The organism is Mycoplasmopsis alligatoris A21JP2 (assembly GCF_000178375.1).
GTDB lineage: Bacteria > Bacillota_I > Bacilli_A > Mycoplasmatales > Metamycoplasmataceae > Mycoplasmopsis > Mycoplasmopsis alligatoris.
In genome coordinates this window covers 49,496-68,535 of the sequence record NZ_ADNC01000027.1, presented here as the reverse complement: position 1 = coordinate 68,535, position 19,040 = coordinate 49,496, and the positions used below count along the sequence as shown (strand labels likewise).

Genomic DNA, 19,040 nt, shown 5'->3' with positions numbered 1-19,040 from the left:
TAAAAAAAGAGCCAAGGCTCTTGTTTTTTTACAACTTTATAATAATTTAATACCTTGTTTTTCGCATTCTTCCAAGATATGATCGGTTCATGAAGAAACTTGAACTTCACCGATGTGTTTTTTTTCTAATAAAAACATTGTTAATCTTGATTGACCAATTCCTCCACCAATAGTAAGTGGTAATTTGTTTTCGGCTATGTTATAGTGATATTCACCTCATAAATCGCCTTTATTTTCAATATTAGATTGTTCTACTAACGATTTAGCATCAACTCTAATTCCCATTGATGAAATTTCTAAACTTCTGTTGTTTACACTATCTCAAACAAGTAAATCACCATTTAATTTTCAATCATCATAGTCAAAAGCTCTTGCTGATTGAGGTATTCCATCTGGTAATTTATGACCTACTTCGTGTATAAAAACAGCTTTATGTATTTTTGCTATTTCATCTTCTCTTTGTTCTGCGCTTAAAGAAGGAAACATATTATATAAATCTGTTGAAGAAATGAAAAATACTTCTTTTGGTAGTTTTTCTACTAATAATGGGTAGTTTATATTTAGTTTTCTTTCCACGTGTTTAATTGACTTAAAGATCTTGTTTACAGTACTTTTAAGAAATTCTAAATTTCTATCTTCTTTACCAATAACCATTTCTCAGTCTCATTGATCAACATAGTAAGAGTGTTTATAATCTAAACTTTCTTCTCTTCTAATGGCGTTCATATCTGTTCATAAACCTTCATATTTTTCAAATGAATATTTTTGTAAAGCAGTTCTTTTTCATTTTGCTAATGAGTGAACAATGTCATGAGAAAAATCTATATTTTTAGCAAAAAATCTCACAGGTTCTTCTCCACTTAATCCATCGTTAATTCTTGTATCGGTTCTAACAAATAATGGTGCTGAAACTCTTGTTAAATTAAGATTCTTATTCAACTCTTTTGTGAATGCAAATTTTAAATCTTGTATTGCAAGTTGTGTTTCTTTTATATTTAATTTTGATTTATACATATTACTCCTTCTTAATAATGAAAATTTTACTAAAAAAAGCGGTTTTTATGCCACTTTTTTAGTATTTTCATTATTGTTAAGATTTTTCTTATTGTAATAAAGAGTTGCTCCGTATTGATATGTATAGATAATAAGAGACACTGTTTGTCAGATTAAAGCACCGATTAAATCAGTAATCCCTTTTTGTGCTTGCGAATTAATAACTATGTTTGAAATTCAGAAAATGTTTCAAACAATATTGTTAACTACAAATAATAAGATCATTCAATGTGATACACCTCTTCAATTTTTAGTTTTGATTGATTGAATTAATTGAGGTACAAATGCAAAAGTTGTAAATGTTGGCGCTATTAGAGAAAATACCAATGCTGCATTAGACGAGATTCTAATTGTTGGGTATCATACTCAAATAACTACAAGAACAGCTGAAATAATTCAGGTTGCCAGTACACCGGCAGCTACATATATAAGTTTTTTTCTTTCAAAATCTCTTTTGAAGTAATATAACAAGAACGTCATAACTCCATTAAGTAAAATGGAGAAACCATCGGCGATAATAACGTTCATAAGCATATGAGGCACTTCAATAGTGGAAAGAGCTCCATAAACTAATCACAACATTATCCCTAAATGGAACACTCAAAACGATAAGAAATTGACGTTCCCGGTTTTTTTGTCTTTTAATAGCTTGAAAAGCTGGGGTAAACTAAGTGATATAGTTATCACCACAGTAGTTCAAGACGATATTTGTGATAATAGAATTCAATTCATAGCTAAATTTTAAAGGAAAATTTTTTTTAAATTCAAAAAAAAGTAAAATTAAACTATGTTTGATACAATCGCAGCTATTTCAAGTGGTTCTAAAATTAACCAACCAATTTCAATAATAAGAATTAGTGGACCTGATTCAGTTAATATTATGAAAAAAATATTTAAAGGAAAAATTGGCGAAGATAAAACCATTACCTTTGGAAATATAGTAAATAATAATCAAGAAGTCCTTGATGAAGTTTTAGTAATGTGATTTATTGGGGTAAAAAAAGGACTAGAAATAGAATACAAAAATTATGTAGGCGAAGAATTAGTTGAAATAAATTGTCATGGCGGAATTGTAGTTACAAATTCTATTCTAGAATTAATATTATCATCAGGAGCACGTTTGGCATTACCTGGTGAATTTACCAGAAGAGCATTTTTGAATGGAAAAATGGATTTAGTAAAAGCAGAAGCAATACATGATTTAATAATGGCAAAAAGTCAAAAACAAGCACACATGTCTGTTAACAAATTTACTGGTAAAACATCAGATTTATTATCTAAGTTTTTAGACAAATTAAACTATCTCATAGGTCTTTGTGAAGTTAATATTGATTATCCTGAGTATGATGATGTTGAGCAATTGGATCAGGAAATTATGCTAAAAAGTATTGAAAATCTAGCAACTGAAATTTCTGAAGTTTTAGAAATAAGCAAAAGAAGTCAAAAAATTTTTGAAGGTATCAAAGTTGCTATTTTAGGGAAACCAAATGTTGGAAAAAGTAGTTTACTTAATGCATTAGTGAGTGAGAATAAAGCAATTGTAACTGACATTGCTGGAACAACAAGAGATTTAATAGAAACCTCATATCAACTTGATGGAATATTATTTACACTAGTAGATACAGCCGGTTTAAGAAAAAGCGATGAGTTAATTGAACAAATAGGAATTAAGAAAAGTTTAGAACAAATTAAAAAAGCTGATTTAATATTACATGTAATTGATCCATTGAATAATGAAGATGAATTTGATTTAAAAATTGAACAAGAAAGTAAAAAAGAAAATAAAACTTACATAAAAATAATTAACAAAAAAGATTTGATTATAGGTGAAAAAGTAAAAAGTGATTTAGTTTTAACGTCTGCTTTAAACAATGATATTATTGATTTAGAAAAAGAAATAATTTCAAAATATTCTAATATTAATTTAGATGATGAAAGAATTTTAAACAACACAAGACAAATTTCTTTAATAGAAGAAGCAAAAAATAATCTAAATAATGCGATAAAAAGTTTAAATCTTGGATTAACTTTTGATGTAATAATTGTTGATATTTATAATGCCTGAGAAAAAATTAGTGAAATAAAAGGAAATGTCAACAAAGAAGACTTGTTAGATAGTATGTTTAAAAACTTTTGTTTAGGAAAATAATAAAAATAACTTCTCGTATAGAGAAGTTTTTTATATAAAAAGAAACTATCAAGTTTTAATTTATCAAATTTCAACAATGTCTTTTTCATCTAAATACATTTTGTCGTTTTTATCGACACCATAGTATTTTTGGAATTCTTTTGAATTCATTAATTGAACATTTGCTCTTAATTTTGTTGGTGCATGGACATCAGAAACTAACAACATTTTTGCTGTTTCTTCTCTATATTTAGTTTTTCAAATAATAGCTCATGATGTAAAGAATTTTTCAATATCAAAATCTTTTTCTAATTTTGCTGCTGCTAAAGCACAACTAAATCCACCAGCATCAGCTATATTTTCAGAAAGTGTTAAAGTACCATTGCATTTACCAAACTCTGTTTCTCTACCTTCAAAAAGATTAATCATTCCTTGAGCCTTGCTTTGAAATTGTTTTAAATCTTCTTCAGTTCATCAGTTGAATAATCTACCTTTTTCATCAAATTGAGAACCGTTGTTATCAAAACCATGAGAAATTTCATGAGCTATAACAGCACCAATTCCACCATAATTTAATGATGAATTAACTTCATATGAATAAAAAGGTGATTGTAAAATACCAGCAGGAAAAACAATGTGATTTTTTGTAGGATGAAAATATGCATTAACCACAGCTGGAGACATTCCTCAATATTTTTTATTTTCTGGTTTTAAATATTGAGACATATTGTCCAATCATCTAGATTCTACAAATTTAAAAATATTAGAAACAAGACTACCACCATTTTCGTATTCATCTACAACATATGAATCAAAGTATGATTGCATAACTTCTGGGTATCCTACCATTACTTCTAAATTAGAAAGTTTTAATAATGCTTTTTCTATAGTTTTTTTAGAAAGTCAATTATTATTTTCCAATCTTGTTTTGTAAATTCCAATCATATTTTGAATCATTTTTTCAACATTTTGCTTTGCTTTTTGTCCAAAAAATTCTTTACCGTAATAGGTTCCAAAAGGTATATCAAATAAAGATGTTGCTAATTCATATGCATGTTTTTCTTTGTTTTTAGATTTTTCAATTCCAGTTATAGCTCTTTTGAATTCATCAGTAATAACTCTGATTTCTTCACTTAAATAATAAGAATTTTTTAGTAAATTTTTAACAAACATAAATCATTTAAAGTTTTCAAATGTGTTTTTATTAAAAACTTTATCTATGTTTTCAGGGAATCTTTTGTTACTTAATATTATTTTATCAACAGACTGATTTAGTAATTTTTCTGCTAATTTTATTAAGTCATAATTGACTACAACTTTTTTTAATTCATCTGGACTGAATGGGTTATAGTATCCAACTATTTGTGCATCTTCTTCAGCGGATTTAGCTCAAGAAACTAAAGATTCATCAAAAATTAATGCACATTTAATAATGTGTTCAATTTCGTTTTTTGACTTCCCATATTTTGTAAGTAATTTAGTAACTGTTTCAGTCAAACTTTTTATTAATTTTTCTTTCTTTTTTTCATCAGCATAATAAGATTTTTCAGGTAAAAAGAATCTTGGTGAATCTAGATATAAAACTTGAATATCAGGGTTTTTAAAATCGGCATAAACACTGAATTCAAAAGGATTTGCTTCAAATTTAGACACAAAATATTTGTAATTTTTTAATAATTCATCAAATGATTTTAACTCTTCTATTTTGTTTAAATATTGTTTTAAAGGTTCAAATCCTAAAGAATTTATTTTGTCAAAGCTAGTTGCCATTTTATAAAATTTCATCATCTCAATAATGTATTTATCATTAGGGACCAATTCAGGTTTTTTTGCTCAAGAATCTAATAAATTTCTCAATTTATCTTCAAGTGCTATATCTATTTCTGAAAAAGAACCCGTACTTGATCTATCTGATAATATTTTTGACTCTTTTAATCATTTTTTATTAACTTCATTGTAAAAGTCTTGCTTTAGTGCGTTTTTATCCATTGTAAACTCCTTATAAGTGTTTTTAATTATACAATATATGTATTTTAAATAAGATATAATTCAAAACAAGGAAAATATGAGTAAAAAAAGAACAAATTTTGTTGACGCACATTGTCATTTATCACAAAAATACTACAAAATAAGCGAATTAGAAAACATAATTAAAAAAGCTTCAGAAAACAACATAGAATTTTTAATAGTTAATGGAGGTCATGAACAAGAAAATCATGAAGTAATAGAATTAGCTAAAAAACATTCTCACTTAAAAGCAGTTATTGGAATTCATCCTGAAGATGGAAAGGATGAGAATGATGTTAAAAGATTTGAATCATTAATTGACCAAAATGTAATTGGTATAGGGGAATTGGGAATAGATTATTATTATGAAGATGCACCAACCAGAGAAAATCAAATTAAAAGTATGAATGGGCAATTAAAACTAGCAGCTAAATTGAATCTGCCAGTTGTAATACATATAAGAGATAAAGAAAACAGCGAACAAGCTTTTGAAGATGTATATGAATTGGTTAAAAAATACAAAAACCTAAAATTTATGCTTCACACTTATGCTGGTAACATTGAATGAGCAAAAAAATTTATGCAATTTAACTGTTATTTTAGTTTTTCTGGAACTGTGACATTTGGAAGTAGTGATGTGACAAGAGAAGTAATAAAATTTTTACCTTTAGATAGAATTTTAACTGAAACTGATTCTCCTTATTTAAGAGTTCATCCCTACACAGGTTTAATAAATGAACCAAACACAGTAATTTTTGTCTCTTACTATATAGCAGGTTTAAAAGGAGTAGGAATGGATAAATTTGTTAGTGCTATAAATAAAAACCTAAGAACTTTATTCGATTTAAAATAATATGAAACAAAATAATTTAAATGCAAAAAAAAGATTTGGTCAGAACTTTTTAAAAGACCAAAATGTATTAAATAGAATTGTGAATTTGGTTGATTTAGAAAATCAAAACGTTTTAGAAATAGGGCCAGGAAGAGGCGATTTAACTAAAAAATTATTACAAAAAGCAAATTTTGTTAAAGCTTATGAGATTGATAGAGATTTAGTTAGATTCTTAAATGAAGAAATAAAAGAAGAGCATTTTCAATTAGTTCCAAACGATTTTTTACAGGAAGATATTTCTGGTTTAAAAAACTATTGAATAATAGCAAACATTCCTTACTATATAACCACAGAAATTATTTTTAAAATTTTAGAAAACATACAAAATTTTTATGGTGCTATTTTAATGGTTCAAAAAGAAGTCGCTGAGAGAATAGAAGCCAAAAAAAATTCTTCAGAATATTCAAAACTATCTTTAACTTGTCAGTATTATTCAACCACAAAAAAGGAATTTATTGTAAAAGCAAACTCTTTTATACCTGCTCCCAAGGTAGATTCGGCAATTATTTCATTAACATTTAATAAAAATAGAGTATGAAATAAAGAAATAAACAACTTTTTTAAATTGTGTTTTTTACAACGTAGAAAAAAACTTAGCTTTTCTTTAAAACAAAAATATTCGTTAGAAAAAATTGAGAGCTCTTTTGAAAAACTTGACTTAACTACTAACACAAGAATTCAAGAATTGGACTTGGAAAAAGTTCTACAACTTTACAATTATTTAGAAGATAAAGAAAACTAATTTTTAACTATTGTTATATAATGTAAAAATTATATAAGAGGATTAAGAAAAATGGATAATAGTAAAATTGATAAGCAGTCACGTGCTAAGTTTTTGTTTGAAAAAATGGATGTAAAAAAAGCTGTTTGGATAGTTGCTATACCTGGTTTATTAACATCTTTTATGATTGGTTTGTATACTTTTTTAAATCAAGTTTTTATACTAAATTTTGTTCCAAAAACAATACCAATTTTAAATGGTGATATACCTAATTCCACAGATACTGGAATTATTTATGATTATTTAAGTTCATGAAATAAAGCCCATTTTGATCGGGCCGATTTTGATGTTATTTTTAGATCCTATGTTTCTTATTTAAACGGAACGGAAGGTATAACAAAAATTTCTGGAGACTCAATTGCTACTATTTCAGTTAATGCTACTTTTCCTTTTTCATTATTTAGTGGTTCGATAATATTTTTAATACCTGTTGGAGCAAGTGTTTATTATACAAAATGTATTTCTAAAAAACTTGAAGCAACCGGTAAAGATTTATGAAGTACTTGTTTTTATACAACTATTTTTGTTTCTATATTAACTGCTTTAATAATGTATATTGCAATGTGATGTGGATTACTAGATTCATTGCTTGCAAAACCACACTTTAATACATACGCTCTTTCCCAATTAGACTCTGACACAGCAGTAAAAGGAATTTTAAATAAGTATAGTGCAAACCATAAAGCATCAGAAATCTTTCAAGATTATTACAATGCTTGTCAAACTATATCATTAAGTTGAGCAAAATTATATATTTATATATTTGGAGCAGGAACTTTAATTCAAGGAATATACGTTTTAATTAGTTATTTAATTAGATCTGAAGGAAAAAATGCATATGTAATGTATTGAGCTATAGGAGCAAACATTGCAGGAATAGCATTTAACGCTTTATTTATAATTGTTTTTAAAATGGGAGTTTTAGGTGGAGTATTAGCAACTATAATTGGGTGAACAATTAACTTATTAGCCTATATTGCATACATATACGTCAATAACAAACGAGGAACTACTTGAATAAGTATTCATCATTTGATCTCATTTAAATTTAGATTAAAATTTTTAGCTCCAATTTCTCTTTTAGGATTAAGCGCTTTTTTAAGATCATTTGGAATAGCTGTTGCATTATTTATAATTACTTTTTTATTAGGACGAATGCCATTTACTGAAGGTTCTTTATCTATATATAACTGATCTAAAGCATCCCCAGTTGTAACACTATTTTTCTTAGCCTTGTTTGGAATATCAGATGGAATAAGAAGTATTTTAAGTTACAACTACGCAAAAAGAAATTTTGCAAAATGTAATGAAATATTTAAATGAGCAATGATAATAACATTTATTTATGCTTTTACAGTTACACTTATAGCCATAGCTTTAGCACCTCAATTTTTATGAATGTTAAATACAACAGACATGAACGGAAGTCTATTAAGTCAAACAAGTGGACCAGTTGCATTTTTAAGAATAACTATTTGGAGATTATTCTTTTATGCCTTTGCCATAGGTGGAATACTTCTTTTCCAAGGAACTAATAATATAAAAATGTCTCTAATAGTGACCTCAATGGAAAGTTTAATTACATTTGGTCCTGTTATAGGAATTGCCATAGCATCTGGTTATGCATTACACAATGCTGAAGTAGGATTATTTTATTCTTCATTGGTTATACCTATGGCTTTTGCAGTAAACTCAGTTGTAGCCGGATTAACAATTTTCTTTTTAAGTATAAGATTCTTAAAAAAAGTAATGCCAAACATTGATAATATTAAGTTGTCTTGATCTAGAAAAATAGAACATGATTTTTTTGAAAAAGCCGAAAAAGAAGAATGCTCTAAAAACTAAAAAACCTATAATAAATGGGTTTTTTATTTATGTTTTGTTACCTATAAAAAACAAATAACAAGTAAAAAAGTATTTAATATTTTTTAAGTTTAATTAATAAACTAAGAAAATTTTCATAATGTTATAATTTATCTATAAAAATCTTTTAAAGGGGAAAAATGGATAAAAAAAATGTAATGCTATTTGGAATGAAAAATTCTGAAAAATTAGCATTAAGAATTTCTGAAAAATTAGGAATTAAACTAACTGAAATTGATAGAACAGTTTATGCTGATGGAGAAGTAATGCTTGTTTCTAAAGAAACAGTTAGAGACAAGGATTTATTTGTTATTGCAAGTAATTCAAGACCAGTAAATAATAATATAGTTGAACTTTTATTATTTATAGACTCACTAAAAAGAGCAAGCGCTCGTTCAATTACTATTTGTTTAAGTTACTATGGATATGCAAGACAAGACAGAAAAGCTAGCGGAAGACAATCAATAGGAGCTAAATTAATGGCAGACTTATTACAAACCGCTGGTGCTACTAAAGTAATTTGTGTTGACTTACACAACCCATCAATTCAAGGGTTTTTCAACATACCAGTCGATGACTTAAGAGCACATTATACTTTTGCTAAATGAGTTAAGAAAACTAAAGATAAATGAACAGTAGTTTCACCTGACCATGGTGGTACAGTTAGAGCTAGAAAGTTAGCTGAGTTAATTGCTGATACTGTAAAAATTGCAATTATTGACAAACGTAGAATCGGTACAAACCAAACTGAGGTTATGGGTCTAATCGGAGAAATAAACAATGAAAACGCAATTATTATTGATGACATTATTGATACTGGTGGAACAATTTTAAAAGCTGTTGATGCTTTAAAAACCAACGGAGCAAAAAGAATTATTGTTGCTGCTACTCATGGTATTTTTACAAAAGGTTTTGAAATGTTTGAAAACAACCCAAATGTTGAAAAAGTTATTGTAACTGATAGTATTGATAATTCAGAATTACTTGGTAAATTTAAAAAACTTGAAATCGTGAGTTTGGATGAGTTTTTAGCTAATGTTATAAGCACATCTATTCACGGAACAAGTATTTCAAGTTTATATAATAATGTAAAAGAAAAAATTAGAAATAATGAGTTTTAAACAAAAAGTTAAAGATTTGTGTAAAAAAAATTCATGAAATTTTGAAGATTTAGAAAAATATTTTAGTTTAGTTACTGAAACTAATAAAGTTCTTAATTTAACAGGTTTTGAAGGCGACAAATTATGAGAAGAAGGAATTTACGAATCTCTCTTATTTATAGATAAAATAGTAACTAAAACTGATTCTAAAACTCTATTAGACATAGGAGCTGGTGCTGGTTTTCCAAGCATTCCTTATGCTATTGTCAATAAAAACTTAAAAATTACTATTTATGAGCCTATTAAAAAAAGGGTTGACTTTTTAAATACAGTTGTTGATACTTTATCTTTAGAAAAAAATGTACAAATATTTGCACTTAGAGCAGAAGATGTAAAAGACAAAAATTGTTTTGATTTAGTTACAGCAAGAGCTGTTGGAGATGTTTCAACAATGCTTATGTCTTCATTCCATTTAATTTCCCTAAATGGCTATATGGCACTAATAAAAGGTAAAAATTATGACTCTGAAATAGAACATGCACAAGAAATTTTAAAACGAATAAAAACAGAAATCACTATTGAAAAATTGGATACTCATAATCAAAAAGACAATAATATTATTTGAATAAAAAAACTAAGAAGTGCGAGTTCAAAATTTCCTTATAAATGAAAAGATATTATTTCTTATAAAAAGAAAAGGTAGTATAATATCAATTAATGAAAGGAGTTGCGTTTTGCAACTTTTTCCTATTTACTTGGAGGTAAAAATGTCTATTTTAGAGGCAATTAAGAAAAATTTTCCAATTGTTTTGGAAATCAAAGAAATTCAAAATAATAAGGATAAAACTTTAGAAATTACACTAGATTGTAATGATCTATTAACTGTAGAAAAATACTCAAGACAAATTTATGAGTATTTAGAAACAAATAATTTGCTTGATGATTCAACGAATTTAGAAGTATTTTCTAAAGGTAGTGACATTGAAATAAAACTCGATGAAGTTAACAATCATTTAAATAAAAAAGTTTTAGTTGGACTTAAAAATCCAATCCAGAATTTAAACCCTATTCCAGGTAAGATATTAAGCGTTTCAAACGATCATATTGTTTTACATTGAAACAATAAAGGACAATTTAGAAAAGTTGAAATATTAAAAGAAAACATTACATATATAAAGGTAGATTTTTAAGGAGAATCATGAAAAAAGAAACACAAAATCAAGTATCAACAATTCCAAATAATAACAAGTGATTTATTATTTCAAAAGGTTATGCTTTAAAAAATAATTTAACCGCTCAACAAGTAGCTGACATGATAGCAGACGAAACAACAAAAGCAATCAATAGAGATATTGACCCTGAAGCAATTATTACTTTTACAGTTGATGAATCAAGTGAAAGCGTATTTATAAAAAATACAAATGCAGTAGTGGTTGAAGATGACTTTGAATTTAGTGGAGAAACAGATGTTCAACACATTTCATTTGTGCCTTATTCAAAAGCGAAAAAAGTAAATAAAGAAGTTCACGTAGATGATATTATTGAGTGAGAAATAGATTTTGAAATAGTAACAGAAAAATGTAAAACTGCTATTAGAAATGGATTTATTCAACAATTAAAAGCGAATGAAAAAGCAGAAATATTTAAAAAGTATCACCAATTAATAGGAACAAAAATTAAAGCTAAAATTTTAAGTAGAAACAAAGACGGTTCATACAATTTAGCTTTTGAAGATGGCGTAACTGCATTTTTACCTTTTAGCAATATCAATACTAGAATTGAACTAAAACACGGAGTTTTAATTGATGTTTACATTGAAACTGTAAGTGAAGAAAATAAACTTTCTCAAGTACAAGTTTCAACCGACTCACCACAAATGGTTTATGATTTATTAAAAAATGAAGTTCCGGAAATAGCTCAAGGATTAGTAGAAATTATGAACATCCAGAGAGCACCTGGAATTAGAAGCAAAATTGCTGTACGTAAAACTTCAGTTGAAAGTGAAGTTGATCCAATTAGCTCCGTTATTGGTGTTAACGGTTCTAGAATTAATGAAATATCAAGAAAACTTGGCGGAGAAAAAATAGATGTAATTTTATATTCAGAAGAAATTACAGAATATATTAAAAACGCTTTATCACCAGCAAGAATAGTTGATGTTGTTAAAAATAAAGCAATGGATAATTACTATTATGCAATTGTAAATAGCGAAACAGATATGTATGTTGCAATGGGTAAAGGTGTAGTTAATGTTAACTTAGCTAAAAAAATAAGTGGTTGCAGAATTGAATTAATAAAAGCTGCTGAAGCCGTTGAAAAAGGACTTGAGTTTAATAAAGCTAAGTTTTATGATAAACCTTTAATTGGTAGAGGAAATGTCAAAACATTTGTTAAAAAATCAAGACCTTCAAATTACTTTGATGGTATCGATATTAACTTAAGTGACTTTGCTAAAGATGTTTCAATGTTTATGGAAACACAAAAAGAAATTAATGAAGTTAAAGAATCAATTAAGGAAGCAAATAAATTAGCAGCAAAACAAGCAATAAGAAATAAAAAATCATCTACTGTTGTTGAACAAAAAAGTCCTGACTTTGATTCAATGTTTGACGAAGAAATGAGTGGATTTGACGATTCTACTGACACATATGATTTTATTAAAGATATTGATTCAAACGATATTTTTGATGATAATGATGAAAATGAATTTATTGAAGAAGTTGATGAAGAATCAAATGAAACAGAAGTAACACAAAAAGACGAAAGCGTAAAAGCTAAATACAAAAAAGCTAAAGTTGATTTAAAAGATTTTAAAGTTGATTCAGATTTAACCAACTACGGATTAGATTCTAACCTAGACTTAAGTGGGTTTGACGATGAATGAGAAAAATAGTTATACACGAAAATGTGTAGCAACTAATCAAATATATCCAATTGATGAATTAATCAGATTTGACTATGATAAAGCTAATAACATTCTTAGCTTAGACTTAAAATTAACTAAAAAAGGTCGAGGATGCTACCTAAAAAACGATCCAAATTTATGAACAACATTCTATAACAAGAAATGTTTAAATAGATCTTTTAAAACAAATTTTACATCTGAACAATATGAAAAAATTTATAAAGAATTAATGGAGGCTGTATGGCAAAAAAAACAAACAGAATAAGTAACGTTGATGACGTTAAAAATCAATTATCAAATTTTAAAACTGAATTAAAGGATGGTGTTTTTACTTTCACAGGTAAAATGTCGATAGTCGATTTTGCAGCTAAAACAAAATTAAATGCCAATGAAATTATCAAAAAATTCTTTATAAAAGGAAAGATGTATAACTTAAATCACGTTTTAGACGAGGAAGAAATTGCTGAACTATGTTTAGAAAATAATTTTGAATTTAATAAAGAAACAAACGTTGATGCAAGTAACTTTTTAGACGAAGTTTTATTTGAAGATAAAGAAAAAGACTTAGTAAAAAGAGCGCCTATTATTACAGTTATGGGTCACGTTGATCATGGTAAAACAACTTTAATTGATCGTATTAGAAACACAAATGTTGCTGAATCTGAAACTTCTGGAATTACCCAACATACTGGTGCATACCAAATAAAATATAAGAATTCAAATATAACATTTATTGATACACCAGGGCATGAAGCCTTTACAATGATGCGTGCTAGAGGAGCAAAAGTTACTGATATTGTAGTTTTAGTAGTTGCAGCTGATGATGGAGTTATGCCTCAAACAAAAGAAGCTATTGAACACTCTTTGGCAGCAAAAGTTCCAATTGTAGTTTTTGTTAATAAAATGGATAAACCAAATCGTGATTTAGATAGAATTAAAGGTGAACTAGCATCAAATAATGTAGTTATTGAAGAATATGGTGGAGATACCCAAATTGCCTATGGATCAGCACTTAATGGAGACGGTTTAGAGGATTTATTTGACAAAATAAACTTATTAACTGAAATTTTAGATTTAAAAGCAAACCCTAAAAGATACCCAATAGGAACTGTTATTGAGTCAAGAGTTGACAAAGGAATTGGTTCAGTTTCAACTTTAATTGTTGAAAATGGAACATTGTATAAAGGTGATTTTATTGTTGCTGGTTCAATGTATGGAAGAATAAGGACTCTTTCAGATCATGCAGGTCATGCATTAGAAAAAGCAGAACCTGGAGCGCCAGTTGTTATTTCCGGTCTTAACTATACACCAATGGCAGGTGACCGTTTTGTAGGTTTTAGTGACGAAAAATTTGCTAAAAAATTAGCTGCAGAAAAGAGCATGATCGATAGACAAAATAATCTATATTCAAAAACATCAGTGATTAATCTAGATGGTGATAAAAAAATAGTAAATGTTATTTTAAAAACTGACGTTCATGGAACAAGTGAAGCCATTAAAGGTCAAATTCATGAATTGTCAAATGATGAAGCAATAATTAAAGTTATTTCAGCTAGTGCAGGAAATATAAGTAACTCTGACTTATTATTAGCACAAGCTTCAAATGCGATTATTTTTACCTTCAATATTAAACCATCAGTTGCAGTAAAACAATCAGCTAAAAATATTGGTATTGATTTATATTCACATGATGTTATATACAAAATTATTGATGATTGTCAAAACTTATTAGAAGGATTAAAAGCTCCAGTTTACGAAGAAAGAAAAATTGGAACCGCTCATATAATCAAAGTATTTTTCTACTCTAAAGTAGGAAATATTGCAGGATGTATGATGGATGAAGGAAGCGTAAAAGCTAACTGTAAAGTTAAGTTATTTAGAATGAATAAGTTAATTCATGAAGGTGTAATTGACTCATTAAAAAGAGAATTAAACGATGCAAAAGAAGTTGTTAAAGGTAAAGATTTTGGAACACATATTAAGAAATTTAACGACATTAAAGAAGATGATATTTTAGAATTTTATGAAGATGTAAGAATAAACTAAGGATAGAAATGAATTTAAAAGAATACATAAGAGAAGTACCTAATTTTCCTAAAGAAGGAATTATTTTTCAAGATATTTCTCCATTATTAGCAAATGGAAAAGCACTAAATCACACAATTATAACAATGGCAAATTTATGTAAAGACGTTGATTTAATAGTTGGACCAGATGCAAGAGGTTTTTTATTTGGTACACCAGTTGCTGCATATTTAAAAAAACCTTTTATTATGGTTAGAAAACCAAATAAATTACCAGGTGAAGTAATTAGAATGGACTATGATTTAGAATATGGTTCAAATTCACTAGAGATTCAAAAAGGATTTGTAAAACCAGGGCAAACAGTAGCTATTGTAGATGATGTTTTAGCTACAGGTGGTACAACACAAGCGATTATTACACTACTTGAAAGTCAAGGGGCAATAGTTAAAAAAGTTATACTATTGATGGAATTAGAATTTTTAAACGGAAGATCAATGTTTGATAAAAACGTAGAAATAGAATCATTGATAAAGGTAAAATAAAATGAAATTTAAATTGAGTAAATTATTGTTGGGAACCGCTTGTATTATAGCAGCACCATTGTTGGCAATAGCATGTAATTCTGCTACCAAAACCGAAAACAATAAAACCGAAAACAATACTGGATCAAAACCAAAAGATCCTGTAAACAAGCCTAATACACCCGCAGGGAACACTGTTGACAAACAGTTATCAGTAAGTCAAAAAATAGAAAAATATGCTAATGAAGACAAGGTTAGAAAAAATGAATTTTCAGTTCTTCCTTCAGAAATTTTTGTATTTGATTTACCAGGAATTTTAACTACTTATTCAAAATTAATTAACGAAAAAGTAGCTTCAAAAATTGACTTTAAAAATATTAAACCAGATAATTTAACTGGTACATTAAGTCTAGACATGGAAATTACACTAGATACAACTGGTGATAAAATTACAAAACATTTTGTAGTAGATGGATTTAAAAAACAAGCAATCACTACGCAAGAAAATCTTAAAAATGTAATGGATAATTATGTTAAATTTTACGGTAACGATGATTCATTCTTTACACTAAACGATAAAAACGTTAGAAAAAGTTCAGAAGTTAAAGGAAGTGAAGTAACAAAAGAAAACCTAAAAAATTACTTTGAATTTAGTCCTAAATTTTTACACATTAATGAATTAAAATCTGAACTTGTTTCAGTTAAAGAAAAAGCCGATAAAAAAGGTACTTTAGAAGTAGAATATAAAACAACTTATAAAGACTTTAGCACTACAAATAAATTTGATATTGAAGGTTTTAAAAACGGAGATTCAGCTTTTAGTCCCACATTAAATGACAGAGATGTTTATCAATTAATCCATGACAGAGAATTTTCTTTAGGAATAATCTCAAAACGTAAAGGTCCTAAAAATCCTGCCGATCCAAGTGAAGGCTTAATCGATGTTGATTCACCAGTATTTGGAACAGGATGATTATTAGATTATGAAAAAAATGATTCTAGTGAATTTTATAACTTGTTTATAGCAACAAACGTCCACGTTGCTGTTAATGTTGTTAATAAAAAAGATAACAAATCATCAAATGGTAAATTTGACTACATACCAGCTGCAAACAACCCAGAATCAGTTGGTTTTGCATTAGGAAGAAGCTCACAAATTGTCCCTTATTCTCTTAAAAATACAGACAAAATGTATGGACCTCAACCAGTTTATTATGGTAATTCACCAGTTCCTCAAATATTAACAACACCTTTATATCAAACTGGTGGATACAACGAAGTTAAAAAATCATTATTTGAATTACCAACAACAGTTTTTATGGGATATGATACCTATAAAGAAAGCGGTGAATATTTTAAAGCAATGAACACATACTTTAAAACAAAAGCTTCTAGATCTCAAGACCCAAGAGGTGAATTAGTTGGAATAGATAAACAAACTATTAAACCTTTTAGAGATTTTGCTGTTTTAAACTTAAAAGTAAACAAAAAAGTTTTAGAAGAATATCCTGAATTAAAAGAATGAATTTTAAAAGCCATAAAAAGTGTAGACAAAACAGTCGAATGATTTAAAGCTTTTAAAACTTATAATAATGAGAATAAAAATGCTTACATGAGTAAAGATTATTTAAGTGTTGAAAATGAAACAGATGATACTAAAAAGAAATTAGGAAAATTTGTCGTTGCTGGTTATCCATCACTAGGTTTATCTCTAAGTGGCCAAGGACATCAACCATTTAATTTCAACAAATTAGTTTGAGTTCAAAATAATGTGGTTGATTCCGATGACAAACGTTATTCAAGCATTGGTAATAATACTGTTGAAGGAGGAAGAAACTCAGCTGTGTTTAACGCACCAAGTGGATTTTTCTCTAGAAACAATAAAAATGAATGAATTCACGTTACTGGAGCTTCTCCAAAAGCTATCGAAACTTCTCTTGAAGGTGGAGCATCAGGTAGTTTAGTAATGAATGAATACGGTCTGCCAACCGGAATTTATTTTGGTAGTGCTGTAAGTTTTGGAGCTATAGAATTATTTGTACAACACAATGACATACAAATAGATATGAAAGAATTTGGCGCAGAAAATTCTAACCCTACAAAATATATTTTACCTAAATATAACTTAATTGAAGGTTCAGAAGCAAACGGATATAAAGACCAAAAAACTTCATACAAAGAAAACTTAAAAGAAATTTACAAATCACAAAGTGGCTTTACCACAGCGTTATTTGGTAAATTATAATAATTAATAAAGCATTATAATCATTTCCACAAAAATGACTTATAGTGCTTTTTGTATTAAATAAAATGTTAGTGTTTAGTGGTATAATTCCACTATATATTATTTAAAGGAGACAATATGTCAGCAATTAATAAAATTCATGCTCGTGAAGTGTTAGATTCAAGAGGAAATCCAACAATTCAAGTAGAAGTTTGAACAGAAGCTGGAGCTTACGGTTCAGCAATGGTTCCTTCTGGAGCTTCAACAGGTTCTAGAGAAGCTTTAGAATTAAGAGATAAAGGAACAGCATACGAATCAAATTGATTCGGTGGAAAAGGTGTTATGACAGCAGTTGATAATGTTAACAACAAAATTGCTAAACACTTATTAGGATTAGAAGTTACAGAACAACGTAAAGTTGATAAATTAATGATCAAATTAGATGGAACAAAAACAAAATCTAAATTTGGTGCTAATGCAGTTTTAGGAGTTTCTTTAGCAGTTGCTAGAGCAGCAGCTGATGAATTAGACTTACCATTATATAAATACATTGGTGGATTTAATGCACACCAATTACCAGTGCCAATGTTAAACGTTATTAATGGTGGAGAACACGCATCAAACACAATCGATTTTCAAGAATTCATGATTATGCCAGTTGGTGCTAAAACATTTAGAGAATCAATGCAAATGGCAAACCATGTATTTCACAACCTAGCTAAATTACTTAAAAAAGCTGGACACGGAGTTCAAGTTGGTGATGAAGGTGGATTTGCTCCAAACTTCAAGTCACATGAAGAAGCTTTAGATTTTCTAGTAGAAGCAATTAAAGCAGCAGGTTACAAACCAGCTAAAAAAGGTGCTAAAGCAGTTGCTATTGCTATGGACTGTGCTTCAAGTGAATTATATGAAAACAACGTATATACATTTGGAAAATTAAAAGCAGCTATTGAGGCTAAAAAACCAGGATTTGATCATTTAGGAAATGTTAAATTAACATATACAACAGATGAAATGGTTGATTACTTAGGGTCATTAGTTAAAAAATACCCAATTATTTCTATTGAAGATGGTTTTGCAGAAGCAGACTGAGAAGGATTTAAAAAATTCACTGCAAAATTTGGAAGTGAATTGCAAATTGTTGGTGATGACTTAACAGTAACAAACACAGAAATTTTAAAACGTGCTATTGAAGAAAAATCAATGAACTCAATCTTAATTAAAGTTAACCAAATTGGTTCATTAACAGAAACTTTAGAAGCAGTTGAAATGGCTCAAAAAGCAAACATGACAGCTGTTGTATCACACCGTTCAGGTGAAACAGAAGATACAACAATCGCTGATATTGCTGTTGCCTTAAACACAGGACAAATCAAAACTGGATCAATGTCTCGTACAGATAGAATTGCTAAATACAACAGATTATTAGCAATCGAAGAAGAATTAGCAGAAACAGCTTCATTTGAAGGTGAAAAAGCATTCTACAACTTAGCAAAATAATTTATAAATTTTAAAAAAACTTGGTTCATTGTAACCAAGTT

At 28.0% G+C, this 19,040-nt stretch carries 16 protein-coding genes; 13 read left to right on the top strand and 3 right to left on the bottom strand.

Annotated features, from left to right (window positions below; all coding sequences use genetic code 4):
• Positions 1-36 precede the first annotated feature (36 nt).
• Complete coding sequence (gene asnA, locus MALL_RS02940; RefSeq protein WP_005683891.1) at positions 37-1,014, bottom strand: aspartate--ammonia ligase; 978 nt, start codon at positions 1,012-1,014, stop codon at positions 37-39.
• Positions 1,015-1,059: 45 nt separating this feature from the next.
• Positions 1,060-1,635: a PQ-loop domain-containing transporter gene (locus MALL_RS02935; RefSeq protein ID WP_235746470.1), complete on the bottom strand. Its 576-nt coding sequence runs from the start codon at positions 1,633-1,635 to the stop codon at positions 1,060-1,062.
• A 205-nt stretch (positions 1,636-1,840) separates the two neighbouring features.
• On the opposite strand from MALL_RS02935, the gene mnmE reads away from it, so the two are divergent.
• Positions 1,841-3,202 carry a tRNA uridine-5-carboxymethylaminomethyl(34) synthesis GTPase MnmE gene (gene mnmE / locus MALL_RS02930; protein WP_005683963.1) on the top strand — a complete coding sequence of 454 codons (1,362 nt, stop codon included), beginning with the start codon at positions 1,841-1,843 and terminating at the stop codon, positions 3,200-3,202.
• Between the two features lie 60 nt (positions 3,203-3,262).
• Here the strand turns inward: mnmE and MALL_RS02925 are convergent, their stop codons facing one another.
• On the bottom strand, positions 3,263-5,170 hold the full coding sequence (locus MALL_RS02925; protein WP_005684005.1) for a M13 family metallopeptidase: 1,908 nt from the start codon (positions 5,168-5,170) through the stop codon (positions 3,263-3,265).
• A 76-nt stretch (positions 5,171-5,246) separates the two neighbouring features.
• Between MALL_RS02925 and MALL_RS02920 the strand changes: the two genes are divergently transcribed.
• From MALL_RS02920 to eno, 12 genes are all read left to right on the top strand, one after another.
• Positions 5,247-6,041, top strand: coding sequence for a TatD family hydrolase (locus tag MALL_RS02920; RefSeq protein ID WP_005683781.1), 795 nt, complete (start codon positions 5,247-5,249; stop codon positions 6,039-6,041).
• Position 6,042: 1 nt separating this feature from the next.
• Positions 6,043-6,822, top strand: a complete 780-nt coding sequence (gene rsmA / locus MALL_RS02915; RefSeq protein ID WP_005683949.1) for a 16S rRNA (adenine(1518)-N(6)/adenine(1519)-N(6))-dimethyltransferase RsmA — start codon at positions 6,043-6,045, stop codon at positions 6,820-6,822.
• 51 nt (positions 6,823-6,873) lie between these two features.
• Positions 6,874-8,706: an MATE family efflux transporter gene (locus MALL_RS02910; RefSeq protein ID WP_005683862.1), complete on the top strand. Its 1,833-nt coding sequence runs from the start codon at positions 6,874-6,876 to the stop codon at positions 8,704-8,706.
• Between the two features lie 158 nt (positions 8,707-8,864).
• On the top strand, positions 8,865-9,845 hold the full coding sequence (locus MALL_RS02905) for a ribose-phosphate pyrophosphokinase (RefSeq protein WP_005683835.1): 981 nt from the start codon (positions 8,865-8,867) through the stop codon (positions 9,843-9,845).
• Complete coding sequence (gene rsmG / locus MALL_RS02900; protein ID WP_005683768.1) at positions 9,835-10,527, top strand: 16S rRNA (guanine(527)-N(7))-methyltransferase RsmG; 693 nt, start codon at positions 9,835-9,837, stop codon at positions 10,525-10,527. Before MALL_RS02905 ends, rsmG begins: the two co-directional genes overlap by 11 nt.
• A gap of 64 nt (positions 10,528-10,591) precedes the next feature.
• The gene (locus MALL_RS02895; RefSeq protein WP_005683935.1) at positions 10,592-11,014 is read left to right on the top strand and encodes a ribosome assembly cofactor RimP; all 423 of its coding nucleotides are present in this window, start codon (positions 10,592-10,594) and stop codon (positions 11,012-11,014) included.
• An 8-nt stretch (positions 11,015-11,022) separates the two neighbouring features.
• Positions 11,023-12,717: a transcription termination/antitermination protein NusA gene (gene nusA / locus MALL_RS02890; RefSeq protein WP_005683794.1), complete on the top strand. Its 1,695-nt coding sequence runs from the start codon at positions 11,023-11,025 to the stop codon at positions 12,715-12,717.
• Entirely contained in the window at positions 12,701-12,994 is a 294-nt protein-coding gene (locus MALL_RS02885) for a YlxR family protein (protein ID WP_005683888.1), read from the top strand. The genes nusA and MALL_RS02885 overlap by 17 nt, the downstream gene beginning before the upstream one ends.
• The gene (gene infB, locus MALL_RS02880) at positions 12,970-14,775 is read left to right on the top strand and encodes a translation initiation factor IF-2 (protein ID WP_005683797.1); all 1,806 of its coding nucleotides are present in this window, start codon (positions 12,970-12,972) and stop codon (positions 14,773-14,775) included. The genes MALL_RS02885 and infB overlap by 25 nt, the downstream gene beginning before the upstream one ends.
• Before the next feature lie 8 nt (positions 14,776-14,783).
• Entirely contained in the window at positions 14,784-15,296 is a 513-nt protein-coding gene (locus MALL_RS02875) for an adenine phosphoribosyltransferase (protein WP_005683809.1), read from the top strand.
• A gap of 1 nt (position 15,297) precedes the next feature.
• Entirely contained in the window at positions 15,298-17,520 is a 2,223-nt protein-coding gene (locus MALL_RS02870) for an MIP family Ig-specific serine endopeptidase (protein WP_005683726.1), read from the top strand.
• A 117-nt stretch (positions 17,521-17,637) separates the two neighbouring features.
• Positions 17,638-18,999, top strand: a complete 1,362-nt coding sequence (gene eno / locus MALL_RS02865) for a phosphopyruvate hydratase (protein ID WP_005683930.1) — start codon at positions 17,638-17,640, stop codon at positions 18,997-18,999.
• The last annotated feature ends 41 nt before the right edge of the window (positions 19,000-19,040 follow it).